At 67.8% G+C, this 13,681-nt stretch carries 14 protein-coding genes; 10 read left to right on the top strand and 4 right to left on the bottom strand.

Annotated elements, in window-relative coordinates:
- Positions 1 to 13: 13 nt before the first annotated feature.
- From ACWFRF_RS15220 to ACWFRF_RS15205, 4 genes are all read left to right on the top strand, one after another.
- Positions 14 to 1,216, top strand: coding sequence for a M50 family metallopeptidase (locus ACWFRF_RS15220; RefSeq protein ID WP_452450439.1), 1,203 nt, complete (start codon positions 14 to 16; stop codon positions 1,214 to 1,216).
- A gap of 137 nt (positions 1,217 to 1,353) precedes the next feature.
- Positions 1,354 to 2,508, top strand: coding sequence for a flavodoxin-dependent (E)-4-hydroxy-3-methylbut-2-enyl-diphosphate synthase (gene ispG / locus ACWFRF_RS15215; protein WP_378992220.1), 1,155 nt, complete (start codon positions 1,354 to 1,356; stop codon positions 2,506 to 2,508).
- Positions 2,509 to 2,593: 85 nt separating this feature from the next.
- Entirely contained in the window at positions 2,594 to 3,448 is an 855-nt protein-coding gene (locus ACWFRF_RS15210; protein ID WP_378992401.1) for a GNAT family N-acetyltransferase, read from the top strand.
- Positions 3,449 to 3,504: 56 nt separating this feature from the next.
- A complete protein-coding gene (locus tag ACWFRF_RS15205; protein WP_452450437.1) occupies positions 3,505 to 5,295 on the top strand; it encodes a penicillin-binding transpeptidase domain-containing protein in 1,791 nt (596 codons plus the stop codon).
- 52 nt (positions 5,296 to 5,347) lie between these two features.
- Here ACWFRF_RS15205 and ACWFRF_RS15200 read toward each other — a convergent pair whose 3' ends face one another.
- Together ACWFRF_RS15200 and ACWFRF_RS15195 are read right to left on the bottom strand one after the other, a co-directional pair.
- Positions 5,348 to 5,551 carry a hypothetical protein gene (locus ACWFRF_RS15200; protein WP_378992222.1) on the bottom strand — a complete coding sequence of 68 codons (204 nt, stop codon included), beginning with the start codon at positions 5,549 to 5,551 and terminating at the stop codon, positions 5,348 to 5,350.
- A gap of 266 nt (positions 5,552 to 5,817) precedes the next feature.
- Positions 5,818 to 6,315: a peroxynitrite isomerase gene (locus ACWFRF_RS15195; RefSeq protein ID WP_378992223.1), complete on the bottom strand. Its 498-nt coding sequence runs from the start codon at positions 6,313 to 6,315 to the stop codon at positions 5,818 to 5,820.
- A 115-nt stretch (positions 6,316 to 6,430) separates the two neighbouring features.
- Here ACWFRF_RS15195 and ACWFRF_RS15190 point away from each other — a divergent pair, with 115 nt between their 5' ends.
- The 5 genes from ACWFRF_RS15190 (at position 6,431) to ACWFRF_RS15170 (ending at position 11,260) form a co-directional block, all read left to right on the top strand.
- Complete coding sequence (locus ACWFRF_RS15190) at positions 6,431 to 7,777, top strand: TIGR03118 family protein (RefSeq protein ID WP_379315382.1); 1,347 nt, start codon at positions 6,431 to 6,433, stop codon at positions 7,775 to 7,777.
- Positions 7,778 to 8,034: 257 nt separating this feature from the next.
- Positions 8,035 to 8,478: a hypothetical protein gene (locus ACWFRF_RS15185; RefSeq protein ID WP_387442200.1), complete on the top strand. Its 444-nt coding sequence runs from the start codon at positions 8,035 to 8,037 to the stop codon at positions 8,476 to 8,478.
- Between the two features lie 201 nt (positions 8,479 to 8,679).
- The gene (locus tag ACWFRF_RS15180; protein WP_452450435.1) at positions 8,680 to 9,588 is read left to right on the top strand and encodes a thioesterase domain-containing protein; all 909 of its coding nucleotides are present in this window, start codon (positions 8,680 to 8,682) and stop codon (positions 9,586 to 9,588) included.
- Positions 9,582 to 10,454 carry an ABC transporter permease gene (locus tag ACWFRF_RS15175; RefSeq protein WP_379317832.1) on the top strand — a complete coding sequence of 291 codons (873 nt, stop codon included), beginning with the start codon at positions 9,582 to 9,584 and terminating at the stop codon, positions 10,452 to 10,454. The genes ACWFRF_RS15180 and ACWFRF_RS15175 overlap by 7 nt, the downstream gene beginning before the upstream one ends.
- A complete protein-coding gene (locus ACWFRF_RS15170; protein ID WP_379317834.1) occupies positions 10,451 to 11,260 on the top strand; it encodes an ABC transporter permease in 810 nt (269 codons plus the stop codon). The genes ACWFRF_RS15175 and ACWFRF_RS15170 overlap by 4 nt, the downstream gene beginning before the upstream one ends.
- Here ACWFRF_RS15170 and ACWFRF_RS15165 read toward each other — a convergent pair.
- Positions 11,254 to 12,132 carry a helix-turn-helix domain-containing protein gene (locus ACWFRF_RS15165; RefSeq protein ID WP_378655165.1) on the bottom strand — a complete coding sequence of 293 codons (879 nt, stop codon included), beginning with the start codon at positions 12,130 to 12,132 and terminating at the stop codon, positions 11,254 to 11,256. The genes ACWFRF_RS15170 and ACWFRF_RS15165 overlap by 7 nt on opposite strands.
- A gap of 398 nt (positions 12,133 to 12,530) precedes the next feature.
- On the opposite strand from ACWFRF_RS15165, the gene ACWFRF_RS15160 reads away from it, so the two are divergent.
- The gene (locus tag ACWFRF_RS15160) at positions 12,531 to 12,890 is read left to right on the top strand and encodes a DUF4254 domain-containing protein (RefSeq protein ID WP_101468584.1); all 360 of its coding nucleotides are present in this window, start codon (positions 12,531 to 12,533) and stop codon (positions 12,888 to 12,890) included.
- A gap of 4 nt (positions 12,891 to 12,894) precedes the next feature.
- Here ACWFRF_RS15160 and ACWFRF_RS15155 read toward each other — a convergent pair whose 3' ends face one another.
- Positions 12,895 to 13,617: a GntR family transcriptional regulator gene (locus ACWFRF_RS15155; RefSeq protein ID WP_378626415.1), complete on the bottom strand. Its 723-nt coding sequence runs from the start codon at positions 13,615 to 13,617 to the stop codon at positions 12,895 to 12,897.
- Positions 13,618 to 13,681: the final 64 nt, after the last annotated feature.

The following is a 13,681-nucleotide window of genomic DNA, read 5'->3' as shown; positions in this document are numbered from 1 at the left end:
GAGAAGGGCCCACATGGTTTTCGCGCTGGGGTTCGCACTGTTCGCTCTCGGTATCACGATTTCGATCGCGCTGCACGAGTGCGGGCACATGTGGGCCGCGCAGGCCACCGGCATGAAGGTGCGCCGCTACTTCATCGGCTTCGGGCCGAAGGTGTTCTCCTTCCGTCGCGGGGAGACCGAGTACGGGCTCAAGGCGCTGCCGCTGGGCGGCTTCTGCGACATCGCGGGCATGACGGCGCTCGACGAGCTCGAACCGGAGGAGGTCGACCGGGCGATGTATCGCCAGTCGACCTGGAAGCGCCTGGTCGTGATGTTCGGCGGCATCGGCATGAACTTCCTGCTCGGGTTCATCCTGCTGGTGATCCTGGCGGTCGGCTGGGGTCTGCCCCAGCTCGAGCAGCCGCCGGCCACCGAGTTGGGTGCGATGAGCTGCGTCGCCCAGGAGACCCCGGACAAGAAGTTGGCGCCGTGTACCGGAACAGGACCCGCGCAGCGTGCGGGATTGCAGCCCGGCGATGTGGTCAAGGCCGTGAACGGCGTCGAGGTGGAGACCTGGGCGCAATTCCAGGCCGAAACCCAGAAGCAGACCGGCACCTTCACGTACACGATCGAACGCGCTGGTCGGACGCTGACCGTGTCGGTGACTCCCGAGCGAGTGATGCGGTCGCCAAAGGAGGGCGCGAGCCGCGAGGTGAGTGCGGTCGGCGTCGGTCCCGCCGCCTTCGCGCCGCCGAAGCAGTACGGCCCGCTCGCGGCGATTCCCGCCACCATCTCGTTCACCGGCGACTTCTTCGTCGAGACGGTGAAGTCGCTGGCGAAGATGCCGCAGAAGGTGTCGGCGCTGTGGGAGGCCGTCACCGGCGGTGAGCGTGACCCGGAGACCCCGGTGAGCGTCTACGGCGCCAGTCGTATCGGTGGCGAGACCGCCGAGCGTGGCCTGTGGGGCATGTTCATCCTGGTGCTGGCCAGTCTGAACTTCTTCCTCGGAGCGTTCAATCTGCTGCCATTGCTGCCGCTGGACGGCGGTCATATCGCGGTGGTGCTCTACGAGAAGGTCCGCGACACGATCCGCGGCTGGCGCGGCAAGGCGCCCGCGGGCCCCGTCGACTACCTAAAACTCCTGCCGATCACCTACGTGGCAGTAGTGCTCGGTGGCGCGTTCATGCTGCTGACCTTGGCCGCCGACATCGTCAACCCGATCACGCTCGGTCCGTGAACGCACTGCGGTCCATCCAGATATCGATTCCAGCCGGTGAGGTGCCCCTCACAGGGCGCCCGGTTACCTTGCGCGACTAAGCTCGGCATCAACAACCCAGGTCGATCCGCGAAACGTACGAAAGAAGGCAGCCGAACGTGACCAGCACAATCGGATTGGGGATGCCCGCCGCCCCCGCTGCTGTTCTCGCACCCCGGCGCAAGACCCGCCAGCTGATGGTCGGCAATGTCGGCGTCGGTAGCGATTCGCCGATCTCGGTGCAGTCGATGACCACCACCAAGACCCACGACATCAACGCCACGCTGCAGCAGATCGCCGAGCTCACCGCCTCGGGCTGCGACATCGTGCGGGTGGCCTGTCCGCGCCAGGAAGACGCCGACGCGCTCGCCACGATCGCGAAGAAGTCGCAGATCCCGGTGATCGCCGACATCCACTTCCAGCCGCGCTACATCTTCGCCGCCATCGACGCGGGCTGCGCCGCGGTGCGCGTCAACCCGGGCAACATCAAGGAATTCGACGGCCGCGTCGGCGAGGTGGCCAAGGCCGCGGGCGCCGCGGGCATCCCGATCCGCATCGGCGTCAACGCCGGTTCGCTGGACAAGCGGATGCTGGAGAAGTACGGCAAGGCCACCCCCGAAGCACTGGTCGAGTCGGCGCTGTGGGAGGCGAGCCTGTTCGAGGAGCACGGCTTCGGCGACATCAAGATCTCGGTCAAGCACAACGACCCGGTGATCATGGTCGAGGCCTACCGCCAGCTCGCCGCGCAGAGCGACTACCCGCTGCACCTCGGCGTCACCGAAGCGGGCCCGGCGTTCCAGGGCACGATCAAGTCCGCGGTGGCCTTCGGCGCGCTGCTCAGCGAGGGCATCGGCGACACGATCCGCGTGTCGCTCTCGGCCCCGCCCGCCGAGGAGATCAAGGTCGGCAGCCAGATCCTGCAGTCGCTGAACCTGCGCCCGCGCAAGCTCGAGATCGTGTCCTGCCCATCGTGCGGACGCGCTCAGGTGGACGTGTACACCCTGGCCGACGCGGTCGCCGCCGGCCTGGACGGCCTGGAGGTGCCGCTGCGCGTCGCGGTGATGGGCTGTGTCGTGAACGGGCCCGGCGAGGCACGCGAGGCCGACCTCGGTGTCGCCTCCGGTAACGGCAAGGGGCAGATCTTCGTCAAGGGTGAGGTCATCAAGACCGTGCCCGAGCATTTGATCGTGGAGACCCTGATCGAAGAGGCGATGCGCATCGCCGAACAGATGGACGCGGAGCCGGGCACTGAGCCCGTTGTCTCTGTGAGCTGAACCGGCCTCCGCACAGTCATCCGCCGGATTCGGCGGACCCGTACCGCTCGGCGTGCTTTCGTGGCAGGCTTGTGCCGTGCGGAGTCTGCTGGAGCCGACGCGACGGTCCAAAACCGCTCCCGCGCGCCCGGTGGCCGTGCGAGATGTCGGTGAGGTGCTGCGCGTCCTCGACGCCGACCCGGTGGCGTCGTGCATGATCGCGGCCCGGGTGCAGGAATTCGGGATCGACTCCCGGACCGGTGCCGGTGAGCTGTGGAGCCGCGGCGGACCGGCCGACTCCCTGTGTTTCTCCGGCGCCAATCTGGTGCCGCTGCGCGGTGACCAGCAGGCATTGCGCGCGTTCGCCGATCGGGCAGGCCGCTGGCCGCGGGTGTGTTCCTCGGTGGTCGGCAGGCAGGAACTCGCACTCCCGCTGTGGGAGATGCTGCTCCCGGCCTGGGGCCCGGCCAGGGAACTGCGCGCCGATCAGCCCCTGCTGGCACTGGCCAGGCCGGCCGCCGCGCGCGCCGACGGGGGAGTGCGCCGCGTGCGGCCCGACGAGATCGACCGCTATTTGACCGCCGCGATCGCGATGTTCATCGAAGAGGTCGGCATCGACCCGCGCACGGGTGACGGTGGGCGCGGCTATCGGAGGCGGATCAAGAACCTCATCGAATCCGGTAGGGCCTGGGCACGTTTCGAGGACGGTGAGGTCGTCTACAAGGCCGAGATCGGCGCGCTGTCGCGGCGCACCGGCCAGATCCAAGGCGTGTGGGTGCATCCCGAATTCCGGGGTGCGGGTGTGGGGACCGCCGGGACCGCCTCGGTCGCCAATGCTGTTGTGGCAACGGGCCGTACGGCGAGCCTCTACGTCAACGACTACAACCGCGTCGCCCGCCGCGCCTACAGCCGGGTGGGATTCCGTCAGATCGCTACCTTCGCAACCGTCTTGCTGGACTGAAACTTTGGCGCGTGGCGCCGAGGTCGGAGGGCTTTTCGCCGCTACCATCGGTGCCGATGAGGACACGGATGCTCACCACGTACGCGGTGGCCGCCCTTGCTGTCGCGGCGACGGCCTGTTCTTCCGGTGCCCAGGGGCCGGTGCCCGCCGCCGACGCCTTCGCCGAGGCGTTCGCCGAACACGATCTCCCCGCGGCCGCGGCGCTCACCACCGCACCCGAGAAGGCCGCGGCGGCACTGACTTCGACGTGGCAGGCGTTGCAGGCGGAGAAGCTGTCGATCCGCACCGGCGACGCGCGCGTCAACGGTGACACCGCGACGGTCGACTACACCTACGAGTGGACCCTGCCGAAGGGCCGGCAGTGGACCTATTCCGGCGAATTGCAGATGGGCCGCAGTGACGGGCGCTGGCTGGTCCGCTGGAGCTCCGCCGACATCCACCCCAAACTGGGTGACACCCAGAGCATGGAGTTGCGCACCCGACCCGCGCCGCGCGCCAGGGTGAACGAGGCCGCGGGCAGCGATGTGCTGGTCCCCGGCAAGATCTCGCGGGTGAAGTTCACCGTGGCCGACGCCCCCGACCCCAGTCGCGTCGCCGGTGCGCTCGCCGCGGCGCTGAGCCGTATCGACCCCGTCGCCTACACCCCGCAGTCCATCCTCACCGCGGCGCGCAAGACCGACGGCGCGCACACCGTGATCCTGCTCAACGAGTACGAGGCCGAGACCATCGGCGGCGAACTGATCGGCCTGCCCGGCGTGACCCTGACCCAGGAGTGGGACATGGTGCCCACCGACCGCAAATTCGCGCCCGACCTGCTCACCCAGGTCCGCAAGACGGTGATCGCCGAGGTCGACGGCAAGGCGGGCTGGAGCGTGGTCACCCGCAATGCCGACGGCGCCGACCTCGACGTGCTGCACGAGGAAGCGGCCGAACCCGCGCCGTCGTTCGCGCTGAGCATCGATCGGTTCGTGCAGAATTCCGCCCAGCACGCGGTCGACCTGCGCACCGAGCAGGCGATGATGGTGGTGCTGCGCCCGTCGACCGGTGCGATCCTCGCGGTGGCCCAGAACAAATTCGCCGACCGCGACGGGCCGGTGGCCACCAGCGGTCAGTACCCGCCGGGCTCGATCTTCAAGACGGTGACGGCGTCGGCGGCGATGGCCTCCGGGCTGGCCACGCCCGACACCGTGCTGGCCTGTCCGAGCAGCACCATCATCGGCGAGCGCACCATCCCCAACTACAACATGTTCACCGTCGGTGAAGTGCCGATGGCCACCGCCTACGAACGCTCGTGCAACACCACCTTCGCGAGGCTGGCCAGCAAGCTCGAACCCGACGCGCTCACCGAGGCAGCGGCGCGTCTCGGCGTGGGCCAGGACTACAAGGTCGAAGGTCTACCGACCGTGTCCGGGTCTGTGCCGAAGGCCGAGGGGCTCGTCCAGCGCGCCGAAGACGGCATCGGCCAGGGGCGAGTGGTGGTGAGCCCGTTCGGCATGGCCGTGATGGCCGCGACGGTCGCCCATGGTGCCGCGCCGGTGCCGTATCTGATCGCGGGCAGGCCCACCGAGATCACCGGCGATCGGCCCGCGATCGCGCCGGAGGTGGTCGAGGGGCTGCGTTCGATGATGCGCATGGTGGTCACGGGTGGCACGGCCGAACGCATCAGGGATCAAGGTGAGGTCTACGGCAAGACCGGCGAGGCCGAGGTCGACGGTGGATCGCACTCGTGGTTCATCGGCTATCGCGGGGATATCGCCTTCGCGACACTGCTGGTGAAGGGTGGCAGTTCCGACAACGCGGTGGCTGTCACCCGGGATATGTTCGCCGCACTACCCGCCGGCTACTGATCGCGCCGTCGAAAGGGCCTGCGGGCCGTACGGGATTCGTGATGGTGTCGGGTCAGTCGGCGTTCTCGGTCGCCAGCAGACCCCGCACCACCGCGAGCGATGTGCTGTCGGTGTGGGATGTCGCTGTGTCGTGCAGCACGTTGTAGCTGACAACGGGCTCGGGTGCGGCGGTGGCCGCGCTGTCGAGGACGTCGATGGCGGCCGCGCCGCCGAGGATCATCCCCGCCGTGGTCAAGATCAAAGTAGAACGCCTCATGGTTCGTCTCCCTCATTCAGGGTTTCGACGTGTTCGCGGGGCAGGTCGTTCGATTGTCTGAGGATTAGCTGATGCACCACCGTAGAACGGCGGTTACTTCGGCAACAGGCGACGGCAGCAAGCGACACACAATTGTTGCCCTATGTGCGGGCGTGTTCGAACACAACTGCTACCGGGCCGTGATGAAAAGGTGAATTATCGGTTTCGATCCGGCAAATGCGCTGATCAAAGGTCATGCTCGGGTAACTTGCCGAATTGCGCGTGACTCAGCCGCGTTGCAGAGTTGCCGCTAGGTGATGCTGCAAAGATTCGCCGACCGCCGCCATTCGTAGCGTGTACTCGATGGTGTCGCCGGTGACATGGAATGAGCGTCCGACGGCGGTAACCGGCTTTGCTGATTCGCTCAGGCCGATATTCGTGGAGTTCAATTCCAGACGAATTCCGTCCACCGTTTCGGTGATCGTGCCCTCGCAGATCTCGGTGATTCCGGTCGGATGGGCGAGTATCAATTCGACCCGGCCCGGCGCCGGGCTGCGCAGGTAGCCGGTCTCCGCGTGCAGCGGCCTGCCGTCGGAGCCGGCCTTGGTGCGCTGCTTGTAGGTGAGGAACGGTCGGCCCAGGTGCCCGAAGGTGATCTCCTCGACGTAGTCGAAGGATTCGATGGTCGGGTATTCGCCGCTGCCCCGACCGCGCCAGGTGCCGAGTAGTGGTGCCAGGGCGGCGATGTCGGGATGCGGGGCGATGTTGGGGGAAGGTTCGACCACGGCCGACAGCGTAGCCCTGTGCTTCCTGCGACGGTCACGGCACACCGCCGCATCAGCCACGATAAGGTCAGCCTCGCCTGAACGCCGTCCGGCGGAAGGTCGAAAGGACAAGAACGTGAACGGACATGTGAGGGGCGCCCGCGGGGTGCGGTCCGGGCTGGTGCGCGGTGCGGTACTCGGCGCGGCAGTGTTGCTCGCCGTGGCGTGCTCGAACACCGAGCCCTCGAGCGACGATGTGGCCGCGCTGGACGGCAACCGCTACGGCCAGACCAACCTGGCCGCCGACAAGGACTCCTATCACGCCCAGTTCACGCTGCCCGGCATGGTCAACGCCTGGGGACTGGCCGATCGGCCGAAGGGCGCGGGTGGGCATTTCTGGGTCGGCGCGGGCGGCAAGTCGTTCCAGTTCCTCGGTGACGTGCAGTCGTCCTCGGATCCCAAGCTGCAGAAGCTGACCCAGGACCAGCTCAAGCTCGTCGGCGTCCCCGGCGCCGATGCCGATACCTCCGACAAGAGCATCGGCAAGGTCACCGGCGTCGTGTTCAACCCGGCGCCGATCACCTCGGATCTGTTCGCGGTGCGCGACCAGTGGGTCGATGTGGATGGTGTGCCGATCCCGCTCGGCGGTTCCTCGCGCTTCATCTTCGCCACCGACTCGGGCAAGATCTCGGCCTGGACCGAACAGGCCCCCGACGGCGCGATCGTGCGCCGCGACGGCGGCGCGAACCAGGTGTTCGACGGTTCCGCTGCTGGCATGGCCTTCTTCGGAATCGCGCTGGCGCCCTCGGGTGACAAGCTGCTGGCCGCCGATTTCGGTGCCGACCCGCAGGTTCGCACCTTCGACAAGTTCTGGCAGCCGGTCGCGACCACCGGTTTCGCCAACCCGTTCGCCACCGGTGAGGTGATCGACGCGTCCTCGCCCGAGAAGGGCAAGAAGGCCAAGCCAGGCGATCCCGCGCCGTTCAACATCACCACCCTGGGCAGCCGGGTGTTCGTGTCCTATGCCGTGACGCAGCCCGACGAGAACGACCCGAAAGCCTTCGACAAGGCCGAGGAAGCCTCGCTCGACGCCGACCAGGACAAGGACTCCCACGGCAAGCCCGACAAGGGCAAGGTCGCTGAGTTCGACGGGGCGGGCAAGCTGGTGCGCATCATCGACGACGGCGGCAGGCTCAACGCGCCGTGGGGTGTGGCGATCGCGCCGTCGAACTTCGGCGCGCTGTCGGGCAAACTGCTGATCGGCAACTTCGGTGGCCTCGGCCGGGTCCTCGCCTACGACGACACCACCGGCACCTTCGTCGACTATCTGCGCGACGGTGAGGCGAAGCCGGTCGAGATCGCGGGCCTGTGGGCGCTGATGTTCGGCAACGGCGAAAGCCTGGGCGACGCGAACGCCCTCTACTTCACGGCAGGTCCCGAAGACGAGAAAGACGGCCTCTTCGGCAGCCTGCGCGTGCAGTAAGCAGGCATGGGGGCGCGGCGGACAAGGGGCGGCGAAGCGGACAATTTGGATGTCCGGTGCCGATTCGCTTCCGCCGACGGGCCGTTGTAGGGGACAGTGGTGGCGGAATGGTTGCCGGGTGGATGCGATCGGTGTCCACCCGGCGTGTTCCGTCCGCACGCGATGGCACCCCCGCCGGGGTGCCGTGCCCGAGCCGGAGGTGTGCCAGATGAAGATTTCGCACGTTGACGTCGTCGGTTCGGCGGGGGAGCGGTGAAATGCGGCACGCGGCACGAGAGGCGATGCTGCCCGGCCGGGACGTGCTCCTCGCGGCGTTCCGTGGTTTGCCACACGATGACCACCCCATCCTCGATGCCGCCGGGGAGCTGGCGCTGCTGCACCAGTTGCGCGAGCGTTCCCCTCTGAGCGAGTCCGAGCGCATCGACCGGCGCCGGACCCAGCTGATGCGCGCGATCGACCGCTGGGTGATCCTCGCCGCCCCCGTTCCGCACGCCGCGGCGGACGAACATTGCGAAACCCTCGGCGGCCTGGTCGATCGTCTGGCCAAGCACTGTTCCCAGGCGTTCGTCGGCCTGGCCGGCGCCCCCGAGTCGGTCTTCTACGACGAATGGGTCCGCCTCGACGACCTCGCCGACAGCTATGAGCGCTTGATCGACGATCTGTGGTCCGGCGCACGCAGCCTGCCCGCGAACACCTATTGACACCAAGGGTGGATTCACCGCCACCTGGGTGGGCGATACCGGGCCCCGGGGAGGGTTGGGGTCGGGGCCGTCCCGCGCGACAGTGGAACTCACACCATCTGTGGTCGGGTCGGCGAAGGAGTTCGGATGCGCGGTCGGTCTGTGGCGGAAGCCCCCGAAAGTATTGGGCTGCTGGGGGTTTCGTGCGACGTATCATGTGTTGTGAGCACCGTTGACGATCCGGCCGACCTGCCGTCCGCCTGCGGGTGGACGGCAGGTCGGCCCGATTCCTGTTCGACGGAGCCGCCCGTCGGCGAGCGTGCCGATTCCGCGGCGACGGCGATGGTGCTGCCGATCCGCCCGCACAGCGCCTATGTCGACGGCACACCGCTGTTCTGCCTGGCCGGGGAAGCGGTCCTGGCCTGGAACTATGCGGGCCTGGTCGCCCACCTCGATCCTCGCGTCCCGATCTACGGTCTGCAGGCTAGCGCCGAACCGCGCACGATCCGCGACTACGCCACCCGCTGTCTCGCCGAGATCCGCCGCATCGCCCCGCACGGCCCGTACCAGCTACTCGGTTGGTCCGCAGGGGGTTTCGTCGCCCACGAAGTCGCGGTTCGGCTCCGTGCGGCAGGCGAGCGAGTCCGTGTCGTCGTTCTCGCCACCGACCCCGAGGCGCCCGCCCCGGCGCCGCTGCCGGCCGACCGTATCGCCTCGCTGCTCGGTGTCGACAGCCCGGCCTTCGACGCAGCTGTGGAAGGCTCGACAACCCCGACCTCCGACGACACCGCCGCGGCGATCAATGCCGCCATGGCGGGAACGATCGACGTCACCGGCGACGATCTCGACCGACTGGCCGACCTGAGCGCCACAGCCGCACGCATGGTGGCCGGACACCGGCCCTCGTGGCTCCTCGGCGACCTCACCGTGTGCATCCCGGGCCGGGAGCCCGGCGGCACCGATCGCCTCGACCCCGGTGCCACAGTTCGCCGGTGGCGCCCCTACGTCGAGGGTGCGGTCACCGGCTTCGTCCTCGACGCCACCCCGCGCGACCTCACCGCACCCGACGTCCTCCCCGAAATCGCCCGCATCCTCGCGACCGCCCCGCCCTCCGCGCGCACGACATGCTGACCGGGTTCCCCGGCACCACCGCGCGCATCGACCACGATGGGGGCGTGCCGACCGCCGACGAGCTCACGCCCGACCGCGCGCCGACGGTGGCGTTCACCCAGTGGTGGGTGCTCGCGCGACGGCTGATCCGTCCGGCATGGCGCACCGGTGAGATCCTCACCGCCCTGCTCGCCCCCGCGGTGTTCACCCTCGGCTTCTACGTCCCGCTCAACCTCGTGATGACCGTCTACGGGCACGGCCTGAGCAGCTACGCCCAGTTCCTGATGCCGATGATCGTCATGCAGGCCGTGGCGTTCTGCGCCATCTCGGCCGCGTTCCGTGCCGCCACCGATGCCCGTGACGGCCTCGACGTCCGGTTCGCGACCCTGCCGATGCCACGCTGGGTCCCGTTCGCGGCCAGGATCACCGCGGCCGCCCACCGCGCGGTGATCGCGGTCGGCGCCGCGCTCGTCTGCGGCGCCGTCATCGGGTTCCGGTTCTACGGAAGCTGGTGGCACACAGTCGGCTTCCTCGCGTTCTCGCTGCTGATCGCGACGGCCCTGAGCTGCGGCGCCGATCTGCTCGGCAGCGTGTCCGCCAGTCCCGAGGCCACCACCCAGATCCTCGTCCTGCCCCAGCTGATCTTCGGCATGGTGTCCACCGGCTTCGCGCCCGCGAGCCAATTTCCCGGCTGGATCCAGGGTTTCGCCCGCAATCAGCCCGTCTCCCAGTTCGTCGACGGCCTGCGCGCGCTGGCGGGCGATTCCACCGGCGACGCGGGCACCGTCGACCTCGCGACCCTGGGCCCCGGTCTGGCCTGGGCACTCGGCATCCTGGTGGTCTGCGGCGGTCTGTCCTGGCGCCATGCCGCCCGGCGGGCCGCATGACAACCCTTCCTCTGCCCGCCCTCGCGCGGCACAGCGAGTCGCTGCGAATGCTGCTACCGCAGACCGTGATCCAGACCCGGCGTCTGTTGACTCGCTGGGGCCGAGACCCGTTGACCGTGATGCAGGCCCTGCTCTTCCCCGCGTTGTTGCTGGTGATGCTCAATGCCGTACTGGGCAAACAGGTGTCGTCGTTCGCGGGCGCCGACGCCCTCTACGGGTCGGTCCCGATGGTCGCACTGGTCGGGGTGATGTCGGGTTCCCTGGCCGGAGCGGTCACCCTGGGCCGCGAGCGCGACGAGGGACTGCTCTCCCGATTCTGGGTACTGCCGGTCCATCGTGCCTCGGGTCTGCTGTCGCGCGTCCTGGCCGAAGGCGTCCGGATCCTGGTGTGCACCATGGTGATCTTCGCGGTCGGCATCGCGCTCGGATTCCGCTTCACCCAGGGCCTGCCCGCCGCGATCGCCCTGTTCGCCATCCCGGTGCTGTACGGACTCGGCTTCGCGACGATGGTCACCGCACTGGCGGTGTACACGGCTAGAGCCGCACTGGTGGAGGTTGTTTCGCTGGGCTCGTCGTTGCTGATGTTCTTCAGCACCGGATTCGTCCCGCTCGCCGCCTATCCCGGTTGGGCGCGCCCGATCGTGGAGCACAACCCGCTCACGCACGCCATCGACACCATGCGCGGCCTCTCGCTCGGCGGGCCGGTGCGTGGCCCGCTGCTGGCCACCCTGGCGTGGTCGCTCGGCGCGATCGCGATCTTCGCCCTACCGGCCGCGATCGGTTTCCGCCGGGCCAGCCGCTACTGAGCGGACGCGGACCGGGTGATCGCGTCCCGTGCCTCGGTGATCAGCTTGGCCGAATCGCGGGGACTCAACGCCATCGCCCGCAGCTGGTCGAAGATCACGCCGAATCGCCGGATCTCCGAGTGCCCCTCGACCAGATCGTGCACGGACATACTCTCCACGTACACCAGTTCGGGGTCGACGGGATTGCGGAAGTCGAGCAGCGTGAACGAGCCCGCCATGCCGGGGTGCGCGCCCGCGTCGAACGGAAGTACCTGCAGGATCACGTTCTTGCGCTTGGTCTCGTCGAGCAGCCGGTCGAGCTGGCCTGCCATCGTCGCGGGTCCACCGACCACCCTGCGGATCGCCGCCTCGTCCATCACCACCCACAATTCCAGCGGGTCGTCCTTGGTCAGGTTGATGGCGCGATCCATGCGCGCCTGCGCTCGGCTCTCCATCACCGAGGCATCCAGGCGTGGCATCGAGGTGTCGATCACGGCGGCGGCGTACTCGAAGGTCTGCAGCAGGCCGGGCACCGTCGAGGTCTGGTATTGCCTGGCCGACAACGCTTCCGCCTCGAAGTTGATGTAATTCGCATACACCTCCGACACCGCGCCTTCGTAAGGTCGCGACATGCCGGGTTTCAACGCGTCGGTCAGCAAGCTGAGCGCTTCCTCGCGCATTTTGTCGTCGACCTGATACAGGTCGAGCATGGCGCCGAGAGTGCGACGTTGTGGGCGCGCCTGCGCCATTTCGATCCGGTAGAGCGTGGTGACGTTGATTCCGGTTCGCGCGCTGACGTCTTCCTTGCTCAGCTGGGCGCTTTCGCGCAACTCGCGCAACATGGCTGCGAGCCTGCGGAGCCGGACGGTCAGGGTCGTACGCTTGCCTGCCATGAAACGCATTATTGCGCTGCAAGGCCGCTATGTCACGCGTTCGGCGAAGACAGCGGCATAGGGCCTGCCATGGTGTTCGGCGAGTCCGCGAGGCGCGCCGGAAGACCGTGCGGCGCTGCGCATGTGACTCCCAGTTCTGTCAGGGCGGCTTTACTGCAGGAGTGATAACGCAATCTTGCGTTTCGCCTTCTGAGCGAGCATGATCCAGTTAGCCTGGTTGCGAACAATCCAAACAGATGACCGGGATAACCGAATCGAGAGCCAATCATGTTGGTAGACAAATCTTGGGTGTCGGGTGAATTCGGGGCCGTGCGATGAGCGCGCCGGTGATGGGCATACTGCCCACCGCTCCGCAATTGTTGTGCGCATTTCAGGGGCGGCGATTTCAAGATCGCGAATTGTTGCGGTCAGCGCACGCACTCGCTGAACTGCACGAACGGCGGGGGCAGGTGCGTGATACGGCATTGATCGCCGAGATCGATTGCCGTCGAAGTGAACTCGTCGACGATATCAACGACTGGTGTGTCCAGGAGATCCCGTTGCATCGCAACGGCGCCTCGCTGCACACCGAAAGTCTCGGTGCGGTCGTCGACCGGATGGCGCGTAGCTGGGTGGATGCCAATCAGGCGATCGACATCGACGGCGCGCGAAGCGACAACACCCACAAGCACTGGTACCACCTTGCCGAGCTTGTGGATGGTTACACAGATCTGGTCACCGATGTGGCCGGCGGGCGGCGACGGCTGCCCGAGCAGTGAGGGGCTACGCCGGCTCCGGTGACAGTCTCGCCTCGAAGGCGATGCGGTCGCCACGGTAGAGCGAGCGCACCCGTTCGATGGGTGCGCCGTCGGCGTCGACACTGCGCCGGTGCAGCAGCAACATCGGTAGTGCGGTGGTGCATTCGAGTAGACCCGCCTCTCGCGGGGCGGCGAGTACGGTTTCGATGCGTTCGCGCGCACCGGCGAGTTCGACGCCGGTGGCGCGGATCGCGGCGTACAGCGAAGTGGTGGGGTCATAGCTGCCGCGCAGGGCGGCGAAGCGGTGCAGCGGCAGGTAGGTGCTCTCCAGTCCGACACGTTCACCGTCGGCGAGCAGTACCCGCTCCAGGTGCATCACCTCGGTGCCCGGCTCCACCTCGAGGTCGGTGGCCGTCGCCGCGTCCGCGGCGACGTCTTCCCAGGCCACCAGGATGCGGCCGGGGGTGCGGCCGAGGCTGATCGCGCCCTCGGTATAGGAGCGCAGCGACAGTGGCTGAGTGAGTTTGGGGCGGGAGATCACCGTGCCGCGACCCTGACGGCGAATCCTGCCTTCCACCAGCAGTTCTCGCAGTGCCTGTCGCACGGTCTCGCGGGCGACGCCGAAGCGGGTGGCGAGGTCGCGTTCGGAGGGCACCGGGTCGCCCTCGGTGAGATCGGCCAGCAGCAGATCGATTTCGGTGCGAACCAGGAACACCTTCGGAACTCGGGTCGTCTGCGGCGAATCCATGCTGCCCACCCTACCCGGATTGGTCTATACCAAAAATTAACTTGCCGTTCTCGCGGCCCACACC

The organism is Nocardia sp. NPDC055165 (assembly GCF_053606985.1).
Note: the sequence above shows the minus strand (reverse complement) of the source record. Positions and strands in the feature narration are given on the sequence as shown.